The sequence below is a fragment of the Pseudoalteromonas sp. DL-6 genome (genome assembly GCF_004328665.1).
Lineage (GTDB): Bacteria > Pseudomonadota > Gammaproteobacteria > Enterobacterales > Alteromonadaceae > Pseudoalteromonas.
The window spans coordinates 1,354,281-1,374,865 of sequence record NZ_CP019770.1 but is presented as its reverse complement, the minus strand read 5'-3'; the positions used below and the strand labels follow the sequence as shown (position 1 = coordinate 1,374,865).

Annotated in this window: 19 protein-coding genes and 2 tRNA genes; 12 read left to right on the top strand and 9 right to left on the bottom strand. The window is 39.5% G+C overall.

What is annotated here, in order from left to right; all coding sequences use genetic code 11:
• The first annotated feature begins 72 nt into the window (after positions 1-72).
• Positions 73-291 carry a translation initiation factor IF-1 gene (infA, locus tag B1F84_RS06370; protein ID WP_002962494.1) on the top strand — a complete coding sequence of 73 codons (219 nt, stop codon included), beginning with the start codon at positions 73-75 and terminating at the stop codon, positions 289-291.
• A 203-nt stretch (positions 292-494) separates the two neighbouring features.
• Here the strand turns inward: infA and clpA are convergent, their stop codons facing one another.
• Positions 495-2,756, bottom strand: coding sequence for an ATP-dependent Clp protease ATP-binding subunit ClpA (clpA, locus tag B1F84_RS06365; protein ID WP_131690905.1), 2,262 nt, complete (start codon positions 2,754-2,756; stop codon positions 495-497).
• A gap of 68 nt (positions 2,757-2,824) precedes the next feature.
• Positions 2,825-3,133: an ATP-dependent Clp protease adapter ClpS gene (clpS, locus tag B1F84_RS06360; RefSeq protein WP_008110102.1), complete on the bottom strand. Its 309-nt coding sequence runs from the start codon at positions 3,131-3,133 to the stop codon at positions 2,825-2,827.
• Positions 3,134-3,342: 209 nt separating this feature from the next.
• Here clpS and cspD point away from each other — a divergent pair, with 209 nt between their 5' ends.
• Entirely contained in the window at positions 3,343-3,561 is a 219-nt protein-coding gene (cspD, locus tag B1F84_RS06355; protein WP_008110104.1) for a cold shock domain-containing protein CspD, read from the top strand.
• Between the two features lie 453 nt (positions 3,562-4,014).
• A complete protein-coding gene (locus B1F84_RS06350; protein WP_076920385.1) occupies positions 4,015-6,237 on the top strand; it encodes an NADP-dependent isocitrate dehydrogenase in 2,223 nt (740 codons plus the stop codon).
• Between the two features lie 110 nt (positions 6,238-6,347).
• Here B1F84_RS06350 and B1F84_RS06345 read toward each other — a convergent pair whose 3' ends face one another.
• The 3 genes from B1F84_RS06345 to B1F84_RS06335 form a co-directional block, all read right to left on the bottom strand.
• The gene (locus tag B1F84_RS06345) at positions 6,348-7,589 is read right to left on the bottom strand and encodes an amidohydrolase family protein (RefSeq protein ID WP_131690904.1); all 1,242 of its coding nucleotides are present in this window, start codon (positions 7,587-7,589) and stop codon (positions 6,348-6,350) included.
• 12 nt (positions 7,590-7,601) lie between these two features.
• Positions 7,602-8,984, bottom strand: coding sequence for an amidohydrolase (locus tag B1F84_RS06340; protein WP_131690903.1), 1,383 nt, complete (start codon positions 8,982-8,984; stop codon positions 7,602-7,604).
• A 100-nt stretch (positions 8,985-9,084) separates the two neighbouring features.
• On the bottom strand, positions 9,085-9,870 hold the full coding sequence (locus B1F84_RS06335) for a hypothetical protein (RefSeq protein ID WP_075169343.1): 786 nt from the start codon (positions 9,868-9,870) through the stop codon (positions 9,085-9,087).
• A 244-nt stretch (positions 9,871-10,114) separates the two neighbouring features.
• On the opposite strand from B1F84_RS06335, the gene B1F84_RS06330 reads away from it, so the two are divergent.
• On the top strand, positions 10,115-10,477 hold the full coding sequence (locus tag B1F84_RS06330) for a DUF3718 domain-containing protein (protein WP_076920381.1): 363 nt from the start codon (positions 10,115-10,117) through the stop codon (positions 10,475-10,477).
• A 101-nt stretch (positions 10,478-10,578) separates the two neighbouring features.
• On the opposite strand, the gene B1F84_RS06325 is transcribed toward B1F84_RS06330, so the two are convergent.
• Positions 10,579-11,271 carry a DUF445 domain-containing protein gene (locus B1F84_RS06325; protein ID WP_131690902.1) on the bottom strand — a complete coding sequence of 231 codons (693 nt, stop codon included), beginning with the start codon at positions 11,269-11,271 and terminating at the stop codon, positions 10,579-10,581.
• 121 nt (positions 11,272-11,392) lie between these two features.
• Here B1F84_RS06325 and B1F84_RS06320 point away from each other — a divergent pair, with 121 nt between their 5' ends.
• Positions 11,393-12,256, top strand: a complete 864-nt coding sequence (locus B1F84_RS06320) for a fructosamine kinase family protein (RefSeq protein ID WP_131690901.1) — start codon at positions 11,393-11,395, stop codon at positions 12,254-12,256.
• Between the two features lie 100 nt (positions 12,257-12,356).
• A complete protein-coding gene (locus B1F84_RS06315) occupies positions 12,357-12,560 on the top strand; it encodes a CPXCG motif-containing cysteine-rich protein (RefSeq protein WP_008464077.1) in 204 nt (67 codons plus the stop codon).
• Here the strand turns inward: B1F84_RS06315 and B1F84_RS06310 are convergent.
• Positions 12,557-13,183 carry a riboflavin synthase subunit alpha gene (locus B1F84_RS06310; RefSeq protein WP_131690900.1) on the bottom strand — a complete coding sequence of 209 codons (627 nt, stop codon included), beginning with the start codon at positions 13,181-13,183 and terminating at the stop codon, positions 12,557-12,559. The two genes, B1F84_RS06315 and B1F84_RS06310, sit on opposite strands and share 4 nt — an antisense overlap.
• 190 nt (positions 13,184-13,373) lie before the next feature.
• Between B1F84_RS06310 and B1F84_RS06305 the strand changes: the two genes are divergently transcribed.
• From B1F84_RS06305 to B1F84_RS06290, 4 genes are all read left to right on the top strand, one after another.
• The gene (locus tag B1F84_RS06305) at positions 13,374-14,729 is read left to right on the top strand and encodes an MATE family efflux transporter (protein ID WP_131690899.1); all 1,356 of its coding nucleotides are present in this window, start codon (positions 13,374-13,376) and stop codon (positions 14,727-14,729) included.
• Positions 14,707-15,756, top strand: coding sequence for a DUF3080 family protein (locus tag B1F84_RS06300; RefSeq protein ID WP_131690898.1), 1,050 nt, complete (start codon positions 14,707-14,709; stop codon positions 15,754-15,756). The genes B1F84_RS06305 and B1F84_RS06300 overlap by 23 nt, the downstream gene beginning before the upstream one ends.
• 236 nt (positions 15,757-15,992) lie before the next feature.
• Positions 15,993-16,069 (top strand) — tRNA-Val (locus B1F84_RS06295).
• A gap of 237 nt (positions 16,070-16,306) precedes the next feature.
• Positions 16,307-16,383, top strand: a tRNA-Val gene (locus tag B1F84_RS06290).
• A gap of 549 nt (positions 16,384-16,932) precedes the next feature.
• Here the strand turns inward: B1F84_RS06290 and B1F84_RS06285 are convergent.
• Positions 16,933-17,430 carry a transposase gene (locus B1F84_RS06285; RefSeq protein ID WP_131690897.1) on the bottom strand — a complete coding sequence of 166 codons (498 nt, stop codon included), beginning with the start codon at positions 17,428-17,430 and terminating at the stop codon, positions 16,933-16,935.
• Between the two features lie 329 nt (positions 17,431-17,759).
• On the opposite strand from B1F84_RS06285, the gene B1F84_RS06280 reads away from it, so the two are divergent.
• Positions 17,760-18,572 (top strand): amino acid ABC transporter substrate-binding protein, encoded by an 813-nt coding sequence (locus tag B1F84_RS06280; protein WP_131690896.1) that lies wholly within the window; start codon positions 17,760-17,762, stop codon positions 18,570-18,572.
• Here B1F84_RS06280 and B1F84_RS06275 read toward each other — a convergent pair.
• On the bottom strand, positions 18,569-19,492 hold the full coding sequence (locus B1F84_RS06275) for a hypothetical protein (RefSeq protein WP_131690895.1): 924 nt from the start codon (positions 19,490-19,492) through the stop codon (positions 18,569-18,571). The two genes, B1F84_RS06280 and B1F84_RS06275, sit on opposite strands and share 4 nt — an antisense overlap.
• Positions 19,493-19,666: 174 nt before the next feature.
• Between B1F84_RS06275 and B1F84_RS06270 the strand changes: the two genes are divergently transcribed.
• On the top strand, positions 19,667-20,566 hold the full coding sequence (locus B1F84_RS06270) for a transporter substrate-binding domain-containing protein (protein WP_131690894.1): 900 nt from the start codon (positions 19,667-19,669) through the stop codon (positions 20,564-20,566).
• The last annotated feature ends 19 nt before the right edge of the window (positions 20,567-20,585 follow it).

Genomic DNA, 20,585 nt, shown 5'->3' with positions numbered 1-20,585 from the left:
GCGCCTTTACTTATTGGCGTATTTTGGGCAAAATCTGCAGCGTTTAACTATTAAAGAGGTGTTACGCTAAACATGGCGAAAGAAGACGTAATCGAAATGCAAGGGACAGTCCTTGATACTTTACCAAATACAATGTTCCGAGTTGAGCTAGAAAATGGTCACGTAGTTGTGGCTCATATTTCAGGTAAAATGCGCAAAAACTATATCCGTATTTTAACCGGCGATAAAGTAACGGTAGAAATGACTCCTTACGATTTATCGAAAGGTCGTATCGTATTCCGTGCTCGCTAAGTAAGTGCGTAAACGAGATTTAGTTTTTGGCTAGTGAAAACTAGCTTTAAGCGTTTATTAAATGTAATTAATGGTAGTAGCCAGTAATTACATTTAATAAACAAAAAACCCAGCCTTTGCTGGGTTTTTTGTTGCCTATTTCTTTGGCAAATAAAAAAAGCCTGCGCAAAGCAGGCTTTTTTAAATCGCTAACTATTTTTAGGTTAGGCTGGCGTTAAGTTACTCTCGTAATCAAAACGCAGCTTTTTATCTTTAACCGATACTTTTACCGTACCGCCAGAAATTAGCTCACCAAACAGTATTTCGTTTGCCAATTGCTTTTTAAGATCTTCTTGGATAACACGTGCCATGGGACGCGCGCCCATTGCTTTATCATAGCCTTTGTCAGCCAACCATTCACGTGCTTTAGAGGTAAGCTCAAGGTTAACTGACTTCTTATCCAGTTGCGCTTGAAGCTCCACAACAAACTTATCAACCACTTGTAAAATAACTTCTTTATCGAGGTGATTAAACCAAATAATGTTATCTAAGCGGTTTCTAAATTCAGGTGAAAATACTTTATTAATTTCACCCATCGCATCGTGTGTATGGTCTTGCTCACTAAAGCCAATCGACTTACGTGTGGTTTCTTGTACGCCGGCATTGGTAGTCATCACCACCACGACATTTCTAAAGTCGGCTTTACGGCCGTTGTTATCAGTTAGCGTACCGTGATCCATAACTTGTAATAAAATGTTGTATATATCAGGATGCGCTTTTTCAATTTCATCCAGTAATACCACTGCATGTGGGTTTTTAATCACCGCTTCTGTTAATAAGCCGCCTTGCTCAAAACCTACATAACCCGGAGGCGCACCAATTAAACGGCTCACCGCATGGCGCTCAACGTATTCAGACATATCAAAACGAATAAACTCAACACCCATGCACTTAGCTAATTGCTTGGTAACCTCTGTTTTACCTACCCCTGTTGGGCCTGCAAATAAGAATGAACCAACCGGTTTGTTCTCGTTCGCTAAACCTGAGCGAGATAAACGAATAGCAGAAGTTAATGCATCAATAGACTGATCTTGCCCAAACACCAGCATTTTTAAATTCCGGTCTAAGTTTTTAAGCGTTTCTTTATCAGACGATGATACATTTTGTGGCGGAATACGTGCCATTTTAGAGACAATCAACTCGATATCAGCAACGTTAATGGTTTTTTTACGTTTAGAGGTAGGCAGTAAACGTTGGCTTGCGCCCGCTTCATCAATCACATCAATCGCTTTATCAGGCAAATGACGTTCATTAATATACTTAGCACTAAGCTCTGCGGCTGCTTTCAACGCTTTTTGCGTGTAACGAATACCATGGTGTGCTTCATAACGCTCTTTTAAGCCGTTAAGAATTTTAGTGGTGTCTTCAACGCTAGGTTCAAGCACATCAATTTTTTGAAAGCGACGTACCAAGGCACGATCTTTTTCAAAAATATTCTTATACTCGCCGTAAGTCGTTGAACCCATACAACGTAATTGCCCACTTGAAAGTAGCGGTTTAATTAAGTTTGAGGCATCCATTACCCCACCTGATGCAGCACCTGCACCAATGATGGTGTGAATTTCATCAATAAATAAAATAGAGCCTGGTTTAGCTTGCAGCTCTTTTAATAAGCTTTTAAAGCGCTTCTCAAAATCGCCTCGGTATTTGGTACCGGCAAGTAACGCGCCCATATCTAAAGAGTATACAACCGCATCAGCAATGACTTCAGGCACTTGTTCGTTAACAATTCGATAGGCTAAACCCTCAGCAATAGCGGTTTTACCTACGCCGGCTTCACCAACCAGTAATGGGTTATTCTTTTTGCGACGACACAGTACTTGTACCGTGCGCTCTACTTCACTGTCACGTCCAACAAGCGGGTCAATGTTACCCTCTGTAGCCTGTATATTAAGGTTCGTAGTAAAGCTGTCGAGCTTGCTCGCTTCTTCACTGGCAACCTCTTGAACTTCTTCATGTATATCGTCGGTGTCATCGCCTAATTCGTCGTCACCTTTGGCAATCCCATGAGAAATAAAGTTAACAATATCAAGACGAGAAATATCATTCTTTTTAAGTAAATACACGGCTTGGCTTTCTTGTTCAGAAAAAATAGCCACCAGCACATTCACGCCGGTTACTTCATTTTTGCCCGAAGATTGCACATGAAATACCGCGCGCTGTAATACACGCTGAAAACCAAGTGTTGGTTGAGTTTCGCGTTCTTCTTCTAAATCGGGAATAACCGGTGTGGTTTCATCAATAAATTCAAGTAACTCTGTTTTTAATCCAGAAACGTCAACACCACACGCATTGAGCGCTTCTCCAGCTGATGGATTGTCGAGTAGAGCGAGTAAAAGATGCTCTACGGTCATAAACTCATGACGACGTGTACGCGCTTCACGAAACGCGGTGTTCAAAGTTAGTTCTAAGTCTTTATTTAGCATTGGCAACCCCTTACAGAGATAATAATTTTATACCGCACTTCAAAGATGAAAGTTCACCTTTGTGGTATTTATTCCTGCTCACAACTACATAGCAGTGGATGCTCGTTATCCCTTGAGTAGCGGTTAACTTGCTCAGCCTTGGTATGTGCTACATCGGCGCTGTAAACACCACATATGCCCTTACCTTGCTGATGTATTTGCAGCATCACATCAGTTGCTCTATCGCTATCCATATTAAAAAACGTCATTAAGATCTCTATTACAAAATCCATCGGCGTGTAATCATCGTTGTTTAACACAACTTTATATTTTCGCGGTGGCTGCAACTTTTGCTTTTCACTATCGCGAACGGTGTCGATAACACCAGAATCTTTCATACCACTCATAATTAAATATAGTCTTGTCTTTGTAACTCAAGCAAACTTGAATAAAAAAATAAATAAAATGTTAAAAAATAACCTAAAACACTTGACTGGTTGCTTAAATAAACTACAGTCAAATGGTGATTGATTAAACCTTAGTCAGTCTAGCAAACAATACAGTTTAGGATAACTAAATTAGTCAACTTATAGAAGGATGTAGAAGTATGGCTTGTGGTAAAGTCAAATGGTTCAACAACGCCAAAGGTTTTGGTTTCATCGTAGAAGACGGTTGCGAGAACGACATTTTTGCTCATTACTCCACTATTGTAATGGACGGATACAAGACACTTAAAGCTGGTCAAGATGTTACCTTCGAATTACAACAGGGCCCTAAAGGTCTACACGCTACTAATATAGCCCCTAACGGCGATATTATAGAGTGATTGTAAATATGAGACTAAAGCGAGCGACCTGTTTAGATCCTCGCTTAATTCCCTAAAAATCCCTAACCACTTCAATATAAATTGCCTCATTGTGTGTTAATTCAACCCCACTCCTTGATTTTATTTTATCTACCCCAATAATTTCAGTATTAGGTGTTTAACTGCTGGCGTTTAGCGCGTAATCCTAGCCCTTTTTAGCCAAGCTTGTTACACTCTTTGTCCTGTAAAACGTAATTACTTTAGCCTAATGGCTAGTTTGTATTTACATAAATTTTAGTTATAAAAGACACTAGTCCGTCAGGTGTGATTATTCTCACCTTGTTTAGGTTATACGAGTACCAACACCTAACAGACTACTCATTGCATATATTAATGCTTTATTTATAAGTATTAAGCGATGATTTCTTTGCATTGTTGAATTTGGCCAATGCGGCCTACTATCTAGGAATGATGATGACATCAAAAATTATCTATACAAAAACGGACGAAGCTCCGGCATTAGCAACTTATTCGTTGTTACCTATTATCCAAGCGTACACAAATGCGGCAGGTGTTGAAGTTGAAACACGCGACATCTCATTAGCTGGTCGTGTAATTGCGAGCTTCCCGGATTACCTAACAGAAGAACAACGCATTGGTGATGCACTTGCAGAACTTGGCGAGATGGCAAAAACACCTGAAGCTAACATCATTAAATTACCAAACATCAGTGCCTCAGTTCCACAACTTCGCGCTGTAATTAAAGAGCTTCAAGAAAAAGGTTATGCACTTCCAGAATATCCGGTTGAACCTAAAAACGATGAAGAAAAAGCCATTCAAGCAGCCTACGACAAAATTAAAGGTAGCGCAGTAAACCCAGTTCTTCGTGAAGGTAACTCTGACCGTCGCGCACCAAGTTCAGTAAAAGAATATGCGCGTAATAACCCGCATTCAATGGGTGCATGGAGCAAAGATTCTCAATCATATGTTGCAAGCATGGAAGAAGGTGATTTCTTTGGCTCTGAACAGTCAGTAACTGTTGATGAAGCAACGGATGTTCGTATTGAACACGTAGCGGCTAATGGCGATATCACTGTACTTAAGCAAAGCACGCCATTACTTGCTGGTGAAGTAATTGATGCATCACGTATTAGTGCTGCGAAATTACAAGCATTCTTAGAAGCCGAAATTAATGCAGCGAAAGAAAAAGGCGTGTTATTTTCGCTTCATATGAAAGCAACCATGATGAAAGTATCTGATCCAATCATCTTTGGTCACGCTGTAAAAGTATTCTACAAAGACGTTTTTGCAAAACACGGTGCACTTTTTGAAGAGCTAGGTGTTGATGTAAACAACGGTTTAGGCGATGTGTACTCTAAAATTCAAACATTAGATGACGCTAAGCGCGAAGAAATTGAAGCAGACATTCAAGCGGTTTACGCTAACCGCCCTGCTATCGCCATGGTTGATTCTCATCGTGGTATTACAAACTTACACGTACCAAGTGACGTGATCATCGATGCTTCTATGCCAGCTGCAATTCGTTCAAGCGGTCAAATGTGGAATAAAGACGATAAATTACAAGACACAAGCTTTGTAATTCCAGATCGTTGTTACTCTGGCGTTTACCAAGCAACAATTGATTTTTGTAAAGAGCACGGTGCTTTTGATCCTACGACTATGGGTAGCGTACCAAACGTTGGCCTTATGGCTCAAAAAGCGGAAGAATACGGCTCACATGACAAAACATTTGAAGCAAAAGCTGACGGTACTATTCGTGTTGTTGACACAAATGGCAATACGTTACTTGAGCACAGTGTTGAGCAAGGCGATATCTGGCGCATGTGTCAGGTTAAAGATGCACCAATTCAAGATTGGGTTAAACTTGCAGTAAACCGCGCTCGCGCAACTGGTAATCCGGCTATTTTCTGGTTAGATGCAGAACGTGCACACGATGCTGAGCTAATCAAAAAAGTGAATAAATACCTGCCAGATCACGACACTGCTGGCCTAGATATTCAAATTTTATCGCCAATGGATGCAACCTTATTCTCACTAGCACGCATCAAAGAAGGTAAAGACACGATTTCTGTAACAGGTAACGTATTACGTGATTACCTAACAGATTTATTCCCAATTTTAGAGTTGGGTACTAGTGCTAAAATGCTTTCAATTGTGCCACTAATGAATGGCGGTGGTTTATTTGAAACAGGTGCCGGTGGTTCTGCTCCTAAGCACGTTCAACAATTTGAAAAAGAAAACCACTTACGTTGGGATTCTTTAGGTGAGTTCTTAGCACTTGCTGCGTCACTTGAGCACCTAAGCACGACAACAGGTAACAACAAGGCACAAGTACTTGCTGATACGCTTGATAAAGCAACGGGCACATTCCTAGCTGAAAACAAATCGCCTTCACGTAAAGTAAAAGAAATTGATAACCGTGGTTCTCATTTCTTCTTATCTTTATTCTGGGCTCAAGAACTTGCTAAGCAAAATGAAGATAGCGAGCTTAAAGCGCAATTTACACAAATTGCTAGCGACCTTGAAACCAACAAAGAGCAAATTGTTAACGAGCTAAACGATGCACAGGGCCCTGCAATGAACATTGGCGGATACTTCCAGCCAAATGATGATGCAGCCTTTAAAGCAATGCGTCCAAGCACAACATTTAACGAGATTTTATCTAAACTAGTATAAATCAGTTAAATGAACGAAAAGGCGCTCACAGAGCGCCTTTTTTGTGCTTAGGCGAAAGGTGTTCGTAAAAAAGGCCGCTAATGCGGCCTTTTAAATTCAACTTAAAAAGTTTATTTTGTGTATGCGCGTGGCATGTTCGATTCTGTTGTATAGCGCTCACGCAGTTTATCTTGGCGAGATTCAGTACTAACCTCAACACCATTGATAAACATTTTATTCACGTGGCTGCTCAGCTCAAACGGGTCGTTACTCCACATAACAACATCAGCGGCTTTACCTACTTCTAAGCTACCGGCATTAATACCAAATACATCAGCTACATTCGAGGTCATGGCTTTTAATGCGCCTTGTTGACTCATACCGTAAGACACTGCATTACCGGCATCGTAGCGAAGCTGGTAAACATTGTGACTTGCGTCACCACCCACAGTTAATAGCACTTTAACACCGGCTTTTTCTAGTATTCCGGCATTATTTAAGCTTGCATTAAGTGAGTCGAAACTGCCTGGTAAGTTATCCATAGCACTGATAATCACCGGAATGCCAGCTTTAGCGATTCGATCTTTAACTACAACGGCATCTTGCACACCATTAAGTACAATATTGATACCAAATTGCTGTTTTACTTTTATTAATTCAACAATATCTGCTGCACGCGATACACTGATCAGTACCGGCATGTCACCTTTAAGTACTTTAGCCATTATGGTGTCTTCAGCACTTGGCTTAGCGTCGTCTTTTTTGGCTTCTTTGCTTGCTTTAGTTTGATGCTCATCTAATTTTTTAATGAGCGTTTGCAGGGTAAAAGCACGAGAGCCTTTGCTACGCTCACCCAAATGAATCACTAGTGCTGCTTGCTTTTTATTTACGCTTTCAAAGCTGCCGCTTAAATCGACAACACTTGCTAGGCCTGCAAAAATACTATCGCCACCGTACGGGGTGATCAAATCGCGAGTAATACCACCTTTGCGTGCATAAGGGATTAAAGTTGAACGAGGGTTAAATGCCAAGCTTGCATCAAAATCAATACCTGCTTTTTCTTCTCCTGCATCGCGAGAACCGGCAACCGCACCTACTTCAACTAAGCCAAGTTGATTTACACTGGCAATAAAACCTGGGGTCACTATTTGACCTTTAGCATCAATAACTTTGTCAGCTTTAACATCGCTAGGGTTAATGGCAGTGATTTTGCCATCATTCATAACTATGCTAGCTCCTTCTAATACACCTTGCTCTGAAGATGTATGCAAAGTTGCATTAATAATTGCCAGTGACTCTGCGCTCACGGTACCCGATGCTAATAGCCCTGCAGCAACCAGAGAAAGCGAAAACGAACATGATAATTTTTTCATTCTGGGTGCTCCTTATTGTTGACCTAACATAAAATCACTTTGTGCTTGGAATGCGCTATCGTTTCTATCGTAAACTTTTGCACCATCAACAAACACTTGCTCTGCTTTTGCATAAACACTAAACGGGCTTTGATTCCAAATAACAACATCAGCTTGTTTACCTGTTTCAAGTGAGCCTGTTTTATCTTCAATACCTAACGATTTAGCGGCGTTAGCTGTGATCCACTTAATTGCATGCTGCTCAGAAATATCAAACCCATTTTGGTTTGCACTGTACATTACTTTCGCTGCTTCTTGGTTTAAGCGTTGAATCGTCGTGTCAGAATCTGAGTGCACAACGGCACATGAGTTTTTAACGGCATCAACAATAGCTACGTTCTCTTGTACCATATCGTAGGCTTCCATTTTAAAGCCCCACCAGTCTGGCCAAAGTGCAGCACACGAGCCGTTTTCAGCCAGTAAATCAGCAATTTTATAGGCTTCAATACCGTGATGGAATGTGCCGGCATGGTAATTAAACTCTTTTGAAAGGTCGATCATCATCGCCATTTCTTCTGCTTTGTAGCAGTGATTATGAATACGAACGTCACCTTCTAAAACACCGCGTAATGTATCGTATTTAATATCGCGATGTGGAGCTTCTGGGTTTTTACCCGCAGCGTAATCAGCATCGTATTTATCCCACTCACGCTTATATTCTTGCGCGCCAATCCATGCTGTGCGATAACCTGCCATATTACCCATACGTGTCATCGGCAATACACCTTTTCGACCGTAAACACGTTTAGGATTTTCACCACAGGCCATTTTTAAACCGTATGGCGCATCAGGAAATTTCATCCCTTGCATGGTGTGAGCCGGTACATTTTTAAGCGTAACGCCGCGTCCACCAAATAAATTAGCTGAACCAGGTAATATTTGTAATGACGTAATACCGCCTTCACGTGCACGATTAAAACCTGGATCTTGTGGCCAAATTGAATGCTCAACCCATACTTCTGCCGTATTAGGGCTGGTCATCTCGTTACCATCTTGATGAGACTCAACCGATGGGTTTGGATAAGCACCTAAATGTGAATGAACGTCAATAATGCCTGGTGTTACCCATTTACCTTGCGCGTCAATAGTGGTGTCTGCATTAGCGGTTAAATCTTTACCAACTTGCTGCACTTTACCGTCAACAATCAGTACGTCCGCTTCATCTAAACGCTCACCTGTACCTGTTAATACAGTTGCATTAGTGATCAAGGTGCTTGATGTCGCGACTGGCTGATAAGTACTTGGGTATGGGTTTTTATTAATGGTTACTTTGTCATCTTGTGGGCCGCTTTCTTGGCAACCAACAAGTGCTGCTGCTAAACCAACAGCTAACAATGAGGGAGCAAATTTTTGCATGTTTTTAGGTTCTCCTGTTTTTTTACTACTTTAGCGAAAGCAAACGCATAAAGCTAAAAAAACAGGTGAAAAGGCGGTTATTTAAGGTGAGTTTCTGTAATTATTTTTTTATATAATTGTTATAAAGCTTATCCAGAGCTCCTTCGGTGGTGAGCGATGGATCTTTACTGATAAAGTGTTTAACCGTTCGGGTTACAAAATCTGAGTTTTGCTTATGTAATTTTGAAAAATCTTTAATCAATGTATTACCATCTTTTGCGGCTGTGACTTTATCATGACGATGTCTGTATTGGCTCAATGCCTTATTAAAATCACCTTGATAGTCTTCCACCAAAATTTTATAAAAATCACTTTTTTGCACCTTTAAAACATTAATGCAATAGTTAAGCGCTTCTTTAAAGTCGGTAAATACAGTGCCTTCTACATCAAACTCTTTGGTTTTTTCACGCACTGTGACACGTGCTTCCTCAGTGGCGTAACTAAACCCCGTAAAAGCGAGTCGCTCTGCAGCTTCTTTACCGAGTTTCATACCGGCTTGAATACTATGAGCAAATTCATCACTCATGTCAGCGAGTTCGTTTTCTTCCCACATGTTGTAAACACGCAAAGGCTTTGCATACTTATTAGATAATTTCTTTTTAAGTTTGCTAAATCGCTCATCAATGGTCATTAATCGCTCATTGTGAAGTAATGCATGGCATTCGTAACAGGCTGCAATGGCAACAAAGTCAGCTTCTTCACCTAGATCAATAATACTTTGTAGCATATGCAATGGCGGGCAATGATCGCGCTCTGTTGCTTCACAGCCGCAATAAAAACATTGGTTAAAATGCTGTTGCTCACACGCATAGGCTTGCTGGTAGTAACTGGCTAACGTTTTATTCACAATTGCGCTCCAAAAAGATAAAATGCCACAAATTTAGGGCGCGATAATAACAGTCTGAAAAAATATTTCAGTAGGAAAACGCTAAACTGTGTCAAAAATAAATTATTTATGAGCAACTTTTCATACACCTACAAAATAGCACAATTTACATACACATTTTCTTACAGCTTGCCCCATTCAATTAACAACATTTTGGCTACATTAAGCAATACTTAAGTTGCACATAAACAAAGAGGCAAACACAATGATTTCTCTTAAAGCAACACTATATTCAACTGTATTATTAGGCGCAGCAACATTAACAGCACCTGTAATGGCAACCACATTTATTGCCGCTGACTCATCACCTGGTACACAAGCTTGTATGGCAGTTGCATCTAACAAAAGACTGACACTTCACAGAACCATAAAAGATCTGCGTATTAGTAAACATGTAATTAGTAAAAAATTACTCTGTAATGATTTATCAGTGGGTGATTTTGTAGCGCTCTATGATTTAAACAAATCAGCACGATTTTTAAATATGGAAACGTCTACCAGTACATCAATAAGAGATTTAGCGAAAGTAAACAAACCGCTTGTGGTTATTATGGCGGGGTCTAAATAACCTGAGTTCTAATTAAAAATCGTGAGTTTTGAATGCGTTTAATTTACTCGAGTCAAACACGTTAAGCAGGTTCTAAATACCTGCTTAACGTGTATTTATTATTAAATAAGCGCTGCCAACAAACCAAATAAGCCACCAAATACTCCACCCCAAACAACGAGCCAGCCTAAGTGCTCGCGGATCATGGTTTGAATTATTTCTTTTACCATTTTAGGGGTGAGTTCATCTAGGCGTTCATCCACTAACTTAAGCACCGTGTTATGCAAACTTTCCGCGTTATTGCTTTGGGTTAACATGTCGCTTAATAGTATTTTAAAATCGTCGGTGTCGCTTATTTGCACCAGTGATGACTGCATTTTTTCAATAAACTTTTCTCGCATTGGCTCAACGGCTTCAGTGCCACCAAACATTGCAAGCATGCTACCAAATTGTGATTGTTCAATAACCACTAACAAATTATCGAAAGCAGGGTTTAAATCCACTTTATAAATGACTGATTCAAAATCTATCGTTGGTTGAGCCTTACTTAGAAGTTTATCGATTTTATTCTCAGAGAAGAACTCAGTAAGTATTAAATTTCTTATTGCTACTTTAAAGCTTTCAAACTTAAGCGCAATTACACCTGAACCATATAAAAACGGCACTTTTTCGAACAGCATATGAATAGCGAGTAAATTTGTAACCGCACCAGAGAGTGCAAATAAGCCCACCGAAAGTACAATGGCTTGATCAAATACAAAACCAAAAACAACGCAACATGCTGCTAATAGGTTAGTGATAAAACTTTTATTCATTTTTATTCCATTTCAGTGATTTGTATCAGAAATTGATACTCTTAATTTTACACCGATTAATTTGTTTATTTAATCCCTTTTTGCCATAGTTTATTTATAGGTTTAAAAGGTGACTATTGTTATGTGGAAAACAATCAATCAACAGATCAGCCAAGCTATCCATTACGATTTTAAACACACCCATAAACGTCAGTTGCAAAACACATCAACCGATAAGTTGTTTCACTTAAGCGATGGCAAGCACAATTATTTAGTTAAAATTGCGCAAAAAAATGAGCTAGAGCGCTTTGAGGCTCAAGCTCAAGGTTTAAAACAGCTTACTCAAAACAGTGTTTTTATGGTGCCCGACTGTATTACTACTGGGGCCAATATAGAATACGCCTTTATTGTATTAGAGTGGCTTACACTTGATGACCTTCCCCACACCCATTGGTCAACGATGGGTGAACACCTTGCCATGTTACATCAAAAACACCAGCAAGCGATGTTTGGTTTTGATACCGACAATTATTTAAGCTCAACACCTCAACCTAATCAGTGGCATAAAAAATGGGATGTTTTTTTTGCAGAAGAACGTATTGGTTGGCAATTACAACTTTTAGCTGAAAAAAACATTGTGTTGGCAGACTCAGAGCAACTAATAAATCAGGTAAAGGAGCAACTGCATAGTCATCATGTTTTACCCTCATTATTACATGGCGATTTTTGGCGCGGTAACCTGGGATTTGTGAATAACATTCCGACATTATTTGACCCCGCCTGCTATTACGGTGATCGGGAGGTAGATATTGCTATGAGTGAACTCTATGCCCCCCTACCTGAGGAGTTTTATAGTGCCTACAATCAACACTATCCTTTAGCTCAGGGTTATGAGCAACGTAAGCTTGTTTACCAGCTTTACCCTATTTTAAACAACGCCAACATTTATGCTGGGCATTATCTAAATCAGGCCAAAGAGCACGTTGATAAACTACTAAACTACTAAACTTAAATAAATGCAGTAAACAAAATATAAGCACTATAATCAGAGTAAGCCCGTTGTGTGCTACCCACGTAAAATAACTTAGTTTTTATGAGGTGTTATTATGAAAGACTTTTTATCACAACGTATCGCATGCCCACATTGTGGACACCATATTCATTTAGATCTTGATGCTAGTATGGGCGACCAAGACTACTATGAAGAATGTAGTGCCTGTTGTAACCTTATTCATTTGAACATGCATATAGACTATGCACGTAATAAGTTAGAGTTACATGTGGACAGCGATGACGAACAAATATTTTAGCTATGTTGGCGCATGTAGTTTTCAACGGTGTTTATAATTGTATAGGTTTGCTGGTCGACTTCAATATTGAACTCATCACCCACAACGGCTTCACCTAAATTAGTAATATCGAGTGTTTCTGGTATTAAATGCAGCCAAAAGCCTTGCTCATCAATATTTCCCACCGTTAAACTGGCACCATTAACAGATACAAAGCCTTTGTATAATACATATTTTTGCCATTTTTGTGGCAGGCTAAGCTGTATTTTGTAGTTGTTTTCTAACTTAACTATTTGCGCAATTTTGGCAGTACAGTGGATATGTCCAGATACTATATGCCCACCTAACTCAGTTCCAAACGATACTGAACGCTCATAATTAACTAAACTACCCAATTCCAGTTGCCCAAGATTAGTAAGCTGCAGGGTTTCATCAATAACATCAAAATGCACTTGAGCAACCACATCGTGATTACTTAGCTCTACTTTTACCACCGTCAAACAGCAGCCGTTTATAGCAATGCTGGCACCTAAGTCTAAATGCTTCACGTATTGCTCATTGACAGAAACTACCAAGCGTAACACGCCCTGTGCATGGGTTTTAGAAACTACCGTTGCTTGAGTTTGAATAATACCGGTAAACATAAAAATCGCTTCTATTTCTAACAAAGTGCTAGTTTAACGTATCAAAAGGCAAAATCATTCACTTAATAGTACTTATTGATGGTTATTTTCACCGCCAAGATGAATTAAATACAAACACCGACCACCAGCATAGCTTGGCAGATCACAATAGATTACAATGCGACTATGTTTTTCTGAATAGCTGTTTTTTATGACTTTTTGTAGTTGGGAAGCCAAACGTTTACTTTCCCTCGCGGTTCCCGTTTTTTTAGCACAAGTAACTTTAGTATTAATGTCTGTGGTTGATACCATAATGGCCGGACAAGTGAGCCCTACCGATTTAGCAGCACTGTCAATTGCTACAGGAATATGGAACCCCATTTTATTAGCAATACAAGGTATTCTATTAGCATTAACAGGCGTTATTGCCCAATTTGCGGGTGCTAAAGATCGTAACGGCATCAGCCATTATTTTCAGCAAGCCCTTTATTTAACCCTCCTGTTAAGTATTGCTGGTTTTAGTGCAGCCCAGCTTGCCAATACCGTTATTTTACAGCTAGATACCAGCCCTGCGATTGCTGGACTTGCTTTTGACTACATTCATTTTGTTAAATGGGGTGTGTTTGGCTTTTTAATTTTTACCGTTTACAGAAATATGACCGAAGGCATGGGGATGACCAAGCCCGCATTTTATATCAGCCTATTGGGGCTTGCGGTAAATATTCCACTCAATTATATTTTTATCAATGGCTTATTTGGCCTACCAGCATTTGGCGGAGCCGGTTGTGGTATTGCTACCGCACTCGTATTTACTGTTATGGCGATTGCGCAGGTGACTTATTGCCAACTCAGTAAAAAAATAGATGCTAAAGGCTTATTAACTGGCTTTGAAAAACCAAACTTTAAAACCATAGGTATTATTACAAAACTCGGTATTCCTATATCACTGGCGACATTTTTTGAAGTGACCTTGTTTGCCTGTATACCTTTATTTATTGCGCACTTAGGTGCTGTAGCCGTGTCTGGCCATCAAATTGCAGCCAGTGTTACTGCACTATTATTTATGATGCCTCTGAGCCTCTCAATTGCAATTAGCATACGAATTGGTAATTTATTTGGGCAAAATCATTTAGATCAATTAAAAGTAGCGGTATCGACAAGTTATATTATGGCAGCGATGGTTGCTTTGTTTGTTGCTTTTATTACTTTTATAGGTCGCGATGTGATCAGCCAACTTTATAGCGATAGCCCTGCGGTACTCGCACTTGCTTCATCTATTATGATTTTAGCCTGTATTTACCAACTTCCTGATGCATTACAAGTAGCTGCAAATGGTATATTGAGAGGCTTAAAGCACACCGCGCCAATTTCTTATATTACTTTTATCTCTTACTGGTTAATCGGCTTTAGTTTAGGCTACGTATTAGCAAGAACAGACTTAATAGTGCCAGCAATGGGCCCGCATGGATTCTGGATAGGTATCATCGTTGGCTTATCAGTAGCAGCTATACTGCTAATGCTGACAGTGCATAGGCGATTTAAACGTGAACCATTTATTCTCTCTTAAACAATCTAAAAATAACACACTGCCACTTAGTTGGTTACTGGCAGTGTGTTGTGCATTTCTTATTGGCTGCACAGAGCAGCCTAGTGAGGCAAATAAAACTTATTTGTCTCGCTTAAGTAATACTTTGCAAGTTCCCGAGCCGAACACACACTCACTGCAACAACTCTCTTTAGTTGCGCCTACAAGCACCTTTCAACCTGCTATTAAAATTGGCATAACTGAACTTGCTGGTATTAGCCAATGTAAACTGAACGTTCTAATAAGCGAGCATAATAATCAATTAGGTAAAACAGCCACCGCTGCCAGCCAATTGAAGTACCAAATAGATTTTATTCAAAGCGCGCAAAACTGTTTAAATACCTTGGATAAACAAAGCAAGATTTACAACAAAATTGCAGCGGCAAAAACTCAAAAACAAGCCCAACTCACTCAGTTTTTCAACAACACTTTATATAATGAGCCAGAGCTCAATCGCACTTGGCAACTAACTGGTCAAGAGCTCAGCACCCAACCAGCAGGATTTAGCGACACGGTTGAGGCACTAAAAAAACTCACCACTATAAAACAGCAAATAGAAACTCAAAATAGTATTGCAATTAACAGCAGTGATATTTTGTTAGCGCTTGAGCCGCTCAACAGATACAAATTTGACCAACAACTTATTCAAGCCGCGCGCGAACAAATTAGCTTAAATCATACCGCAACCCAATTTGTAAATACTTTAACGCTTGAAGATATATGCCCAAAAGGTAAAAACAAGCAGCAGGCTAAAATTATCAGTAATATATTTAATAAATATTATTTAAAACAAATTCAGCCTTATCAGGCGCAGTTGAGTGGCTATTTAGAAACATTGCAGCCGCTGTATGTGCAGCTGTGGTTTAATCAAGCAGTAAGTAGTGAAGAAATAAATGCCCTACTTGACCCAAACGCAAAAAACTTACTCGCTCAGCTAAAATCGTCAGCAAAAGAGCATGTTATCTGGTGGCAAAAATTTTATAAAACGTGTGAAATCAGTCCAATATGAATAAAAAAACGGCAAATAAACTCAAATAACATAAACATGCTTGATTCACTCCCCATCACGCTATATATTAGCGACCGTTGTTAAGCAATTAACAATTCTTAAATACATGCAGTACGACTGTAGCTCAGTTGGGCGAGATTGGACCGAAGCGAAGCTTCGCAGCCGAACGAGGTGGAGGCAGGACGCCGACAGGATGAAGCTTCATGGATGAATTAAATAGTATGTAAACTTATAGTACGACTGTAGCTCAGTTGGTTAGAGCACTACCTTGACATGGTAGGGGTCGGTGGTTCGAATCCACTCAGTCGTACCAAAATTAGTGAATATTGTATTTAAAGTACGTTGAAGGAAACAGCACTACCTACTCTTGATCACCCGGTCCAGAGGCCAGTGGTTCGAATCCACTCAGTCGTACCAAAATTAGTGAATATTGTATTTAAAGTACGTTGAAGGAAACAGCACTACCTACTCTTGATCACCCGGTCCAGAGGCCAGTGGTTCGAATCCACTCAGTCGTACCAAAATTAGTAAAAAATGTATTTAAAATTGTACGACTGTAGCTCAGTTGGTTAGAGCACTACCTTGACATGGTAGGGGTCGGTGGTTCGAATCCACTCAGTCGTACCAATTCAAAAACATCTCAATAAAAAGCACTACCTACTCTTAATCACCCGGTCCAAAGGTCTCTGGTTAGAATCCACTCAGTCGTACCAATTCAAAAAAGAACGTAGGTCGGTTAAGTGGCGAAGCCACGCCACCCGACATTGGGGAAAAACCGGCATTAGGTAACATCCCAATACCAAGCACTACCCGACATAAAGCAAAACCTGCACCGGTAATGATTAATATCCAACAACAACGGATGAGCCTTTAAATTATCCAACATCGTCGGATGACGCCTCCGGCTTATCCAACCTACGTTAATTATTGGGGACGTAGGTCGGTTAAGTGGCAAAGCCACGCCACCCGACATTGGGGAAAACCCGGCATTAGGTAACATCCCAATACCAAGCACCACCCGACATAAAGCAAAACCTGCACCGGTACCGACCAATATCCAATAACAACGGATGACACCTTTGAATTATCCAAAATCGTCGGATGACGCCTCTGGCTTATCCAACCTACGTTCATTATTGGTAACGTATGGGAAACACCCGTCATAAAATGTATTAATTATTCCCCACACCAATTGCGGCTGTATATTCCTGATTCGACTGCTTTATGAAAGCTTGAATAAGGCCAATCAGCCACCCGTTCAACCAAACCATGTTTAAGCGGGTTAAAATGCACATAATTTACATGCTGCCAATAATCACGTTCATCAACAATAGTATGCTCCCAAAAACGGCGTTGCCAAATCCCTCGTTCATTTTTATTAACGCGTGCGAGTGATAAATGTTCGTTTTTAGCCAAGCCTTTAGAAAAACGTTTTTTAATTTCGCGCCAACGGCCAGAATAATCGCTATCATCTTTGGGTAAAGTTAACACTGCATGCATATGATCAGGCAACACCACCCAAGCATCAATATAAAATGGTTTATGCATTTTTACCCAGCGCACAGCCTCACGCAATAAATCAATATGCTCAACCAATAATGATTTATTACGATCCTGCAAATTAACCGTAAAAAAATACGTTCCTCCTGGTTGATAATTTCGACGATATCTCACAAAAAATCTCCTTATCATAAGCGACTAAACATCGTCGGATGACGCCTTTGAATTATCCAACATCGTCGGATGACGCCTCCGGCTTATCCAACCTACGCTAATTGTTGGGAACGTAGGTCGGTTAAGTGGCGAAGCCACGCCACCCGACTTTGGGGAAACACCAAAAAAAAGCGCATGCCACTCTTAAATTCCGTTGCAAACATCGTATAACTACCCATTTAATTTAACTCAAAAAGTTAGAATACATTGCTTGATAATTCATACTATGTTAACAAATAGACTATCTTATAAATTGATACATCAAAAGCACGCTAAGGAAGGATTTAACTATGAAGTTTGTTACGCTCATTTTATTAGCCTTACTTGGTTTTTCAGTTGAAGAAGCTCATGCAAAAACAGTGGTTAAAGTAGGCGGTTATGAATTCCCTCCTTATATAGAGATTGTTGATGGACGTGCTTCTGGCCTTACTGTTGAGTTAATCAGCGAACTTAATAAAATGCAGCATTCTTATCATTTTGAATTGGTACTAACCACGCCAGTTCGTCGCTTTAAAGATTACCAAAAAGGCTTATTCGATTCAGTTTTTTTTGAAAACCCGGATTGGGGATGGCTGCAAGGGAATAATATAATTAGTAATTCCCCTGTTATAGCCACAGACAGTGAGGTATTTATTGCTTTAAAGCAATTTGCAAAGTCACAGGCTTGGTTTGATAATTTAGAAAATAGAACCTTGGTGGGTATTTTAGGCTACCATTACCCATTAGCAAATTATGAGAGTAACCCCGCAGTACTTGAAAACGAATATAAAATGACTTTATTAAGCAGTCATAAAAGAAGTATTGAATTGGTATTAAAAAAACGCAGCGATAGCGCCATCGTCACGCATTCTTACTTAAACCAATACTTTAGCAAGTATCCAAAAAGCAAGCGTTTGCTACTTGTTTCTGAACGAATTGCACAAACCTATAACCATCAGTTATTACTTCGCCCAACCCACACCCTCGATATAAGCACTTTGTATAAATGGGTAAAACGAGCACTCGCGCAAGACAACATTGCAGCTAGACTAAAACAGCTTGGCCTTCAACAGCATCCCCTAACACCTTTACCTTTGCCTAGCCAAACGATTACTCCAAATTAATGGCAATAACTAGAAAACTTACTATTTTCATTATTTGTCGCAAAATCAACTAAGGTCATCAGTAAATCACTGTGTTTATGAGTAAAGCCAGTATTAGAAAGACGCTTTTCTAAATAGGCGGTAAAGTTTTTTCGCTGCTGGTGTTGGCTTTGTAATTTAATTAAAAGCTCAGACTGCTTTTGGTTAACTAATTGTGTCTCGTATATCGGGTCTTCATCCGGCCAATTCTCTACTGGTGAGCCCTTTTGTTGAAACACGAAATCACTGAGCGAGCGCTCTATTTGATTATAATCATGCTCCCCTAGCAGTTTCTCTATCTCTTTTAGTAAACTTGAGTACAAAACCCGGGGGAAAAGCTTATAAAAGTCATGATTTTTGAAAGGCTCACCAGAGGGTGTTTGCTGCCAATTTTCAAAGCTTGCTCGTAAAGCATGTACCAATATACGCCCTACATAATGGCTTTTTTGAAACGAGACACCTTGTGACTCTAACCGTGATAAAACATGGTTTAACCGTTGCTGTAAACTGCGTACCTCTAACTGTAGTTCGCTTTTTTGAGTCTCTAGCAATAGTATTTCGTCAGCACTTGTTGTTATTTTTTGTTCTAGCTTATTTATTTTAACTTGTGCACCATGAAACAAATCACGCGTATCTTTGAGTTCTGCCAATACGCTTGCATTTTGTAATTTTATAGGCGAATTACCATTACCTGATTGGGTCGTGAGCCGTTTACTTTTGCATAATGCTTGGTTTAAGGCATGCTCTAATTTACTTTCTATTACTTGGCCAGACTTACTGCCTTTGAGCAACGTGGTTAAAGTTAAAGAAATATGCTTTTGATACCAATTTTGGATCTGCTCACACTGCACATCAGATAAATTAGCAAATGGATTATCCTCACTTATTGGCTTATTAGCCATAAAAGTTCCCTCTAATAATTATTATGTCGTATTTAAGTTAAATTTCTTATAGTCGCATGTTAATAGCTATCGCTTTTTAAGGCTATATTTATATTAAAAGAACTTGACCATTTACGTTGTTTATTCCAGATAACGCACTAAACTTATATGTACATATAAAAATGCATTATCCTTATGAGAATATTTTTAGTCATCCCCTTACTTTTATCACTTTTTACTTACGCAGACCCTGCGCCTGTAACCTACTCTGTTGACGATAAAAATATTACCCTCTCTGGCGAAAAATACAAAAGTGGTTACGGTTATAATTTAGAGTCTGATACCGTCCTTCGTTTGGTTACACTCAACTGGCCTCCTTATATAGATGATAACCTCTGCAATAAAGGCTGGCTCTATCAGCTCACAGTAAGCATGCTGGTAAAACGTGGTTATGGCGTTCATATTGAATTTTACCCGTGGGCTCGCGCGGTGCGTGAAGCAGAACTAGGCAAAGCCGATATATTATTCCCTGAGTACTATATTACTGACGATGTTATGTCTGAAAATATTTTAACCAAGACACGAAATCAGTTATTGGCGCTATCTGAACCTATTCCGGGTGGCGACTTATCATTTGTGGCACTTAAAGATCACACTATTGACTACGATGGCAGTATTAATTCTGTAAAAAATAGGGTGATGGGCGTGGTTCGTTCATATAAAAACAGTGATGAATTAGATGAACTTATTGATCAAGGTAAAATAAAAACCATTGTTGCTAACAGTGAATATCAGCTTATTCACTTGCTTTTAAACGGTCGCGTTGAACTTATTGTCGCCGATTTAGAAGTACTGAAGGCCAGCATTTATAAATCACTTTTATCAAATAGAGATAAAAAAATGATGCTAAATGCCCTCGTTGCACTATCACCAAGTATAGAATACAAAGCCTTGTACTATGAAATAAGTAAAAGCACGGCTAACTGGCAATCTATATTAGCTGACATCAACGCTGAAATTGTCATTATGCGTAAGAATAATACTTTTGAAAGCTTTATAAACAATAAAAAGCAACAGTGCTATAACTTAGGATAACCCTTAATAAACTGAATAA

Coding starts and splice junctions, on each gene's coding strand:
- infA (WP_002962494.1), top strand. CDS start 73: ATGGCGAAAGAAGACGTAATCGAAATGCAAGGGACAGTCCTTGATACT.
- clpA (WP_131690905.1), bottom strand. CDS start 2,756: ATGCTAAATAAAGACTTAGAACTAACTTTGAACACCGCGTTTCGTGAA.
- clpS (WP_008110102.1), bottom strand. CDS start 3,133: ATGAAAGATTCTGGTGTTATCGACACCGTTCGCGATAGTGAAAAGCAA.
- cspD (WP_008110104.1), top strand. CDS start 3,343: ATGGCTTGTGGTAAAGTCAAATGGTTCAACAACGCCAAAGGTTTTGGT.
- B1F84_RS06350 (WP_076920385.1), top strand. CDS start 4,015: ATGACATCAAAAATTATCTATACAAAAACGGACGAAGCTCCGGCATTA.
- B1F84_RS06345 (WP_131690904.1), bottom strand. CDS start 7,589: ATGAAAAAATTATCATGTTCGTTTTCGCTTTCTCTGGTTGCTGCAGGG.
- B1F84_RS06340 (WP_131690903.1), bottom strand. CDS start 8,984: ATGCAAAAATTTGCTCCCTCATTGTTAGCTGTTGGTTTAGCAGCAGCA.
- B1F84_RS06330 (WP_076920381.1), top strand. CDS start 10,115: ATGATTTCTCTTAAAGCAACACTATATTCAACTGTATTATTAGGCGCA.
- B1F84_RS06325 (WP_131690902.1), bottom strand. CDS start 11,271: ATGAATAAAAGTTTTATCACTAACCTATTAGCAGCATGTTGCGTTGTT.
- B1F84_RS06320 (WP_131690901.1), top strand. CDS start 11,393: ATGTGGAAAACAATCAATCAACAGATCAGCCAAGCTATCCATTACGAT.
- B1F84_RS06315 (WP_008464077.1), top strand. CDS start 12,357: ATGAAAGACTTTTTATCACAACGTATCGCATGCCCACATTGTGGACAC.
- B1F84_RS06310 (WP_131690900.1), bottom strand. CDS start 13,183: ATGTTTACCGGTATTATTCAAACTCAAGCAACGGTAGTTTCTAAAACC.
- B1F84_RS06305 (WP_131690899.1), top strand. CDS start 13,374: ATGACTTTTTGTAGTTGGGAAGCCAAACGTTTACTTTCCCTCGCGGTT.
- B1F84_RS06280 (WP_131690896.1), top strand. CDS start 17,760: ATGAAGTTTGTTACGCTCATTTTATTAGCCTTACTTGGTTTTTCAGTT.
- B1F84_RS06275 (WP_131690895.1), bottom strand. CDS start 19,492: ATGGCTAATAAGCCAATAAGTGAGGATAATCCATTTGCTAATTTATCT.
- B1F84_RS06270 (WP_131690894.1), top strand. CDS start 19,667: ATGAGAATATTTTTAGTCATCCCCTTACTTTTATCACTTTTTACTTAC.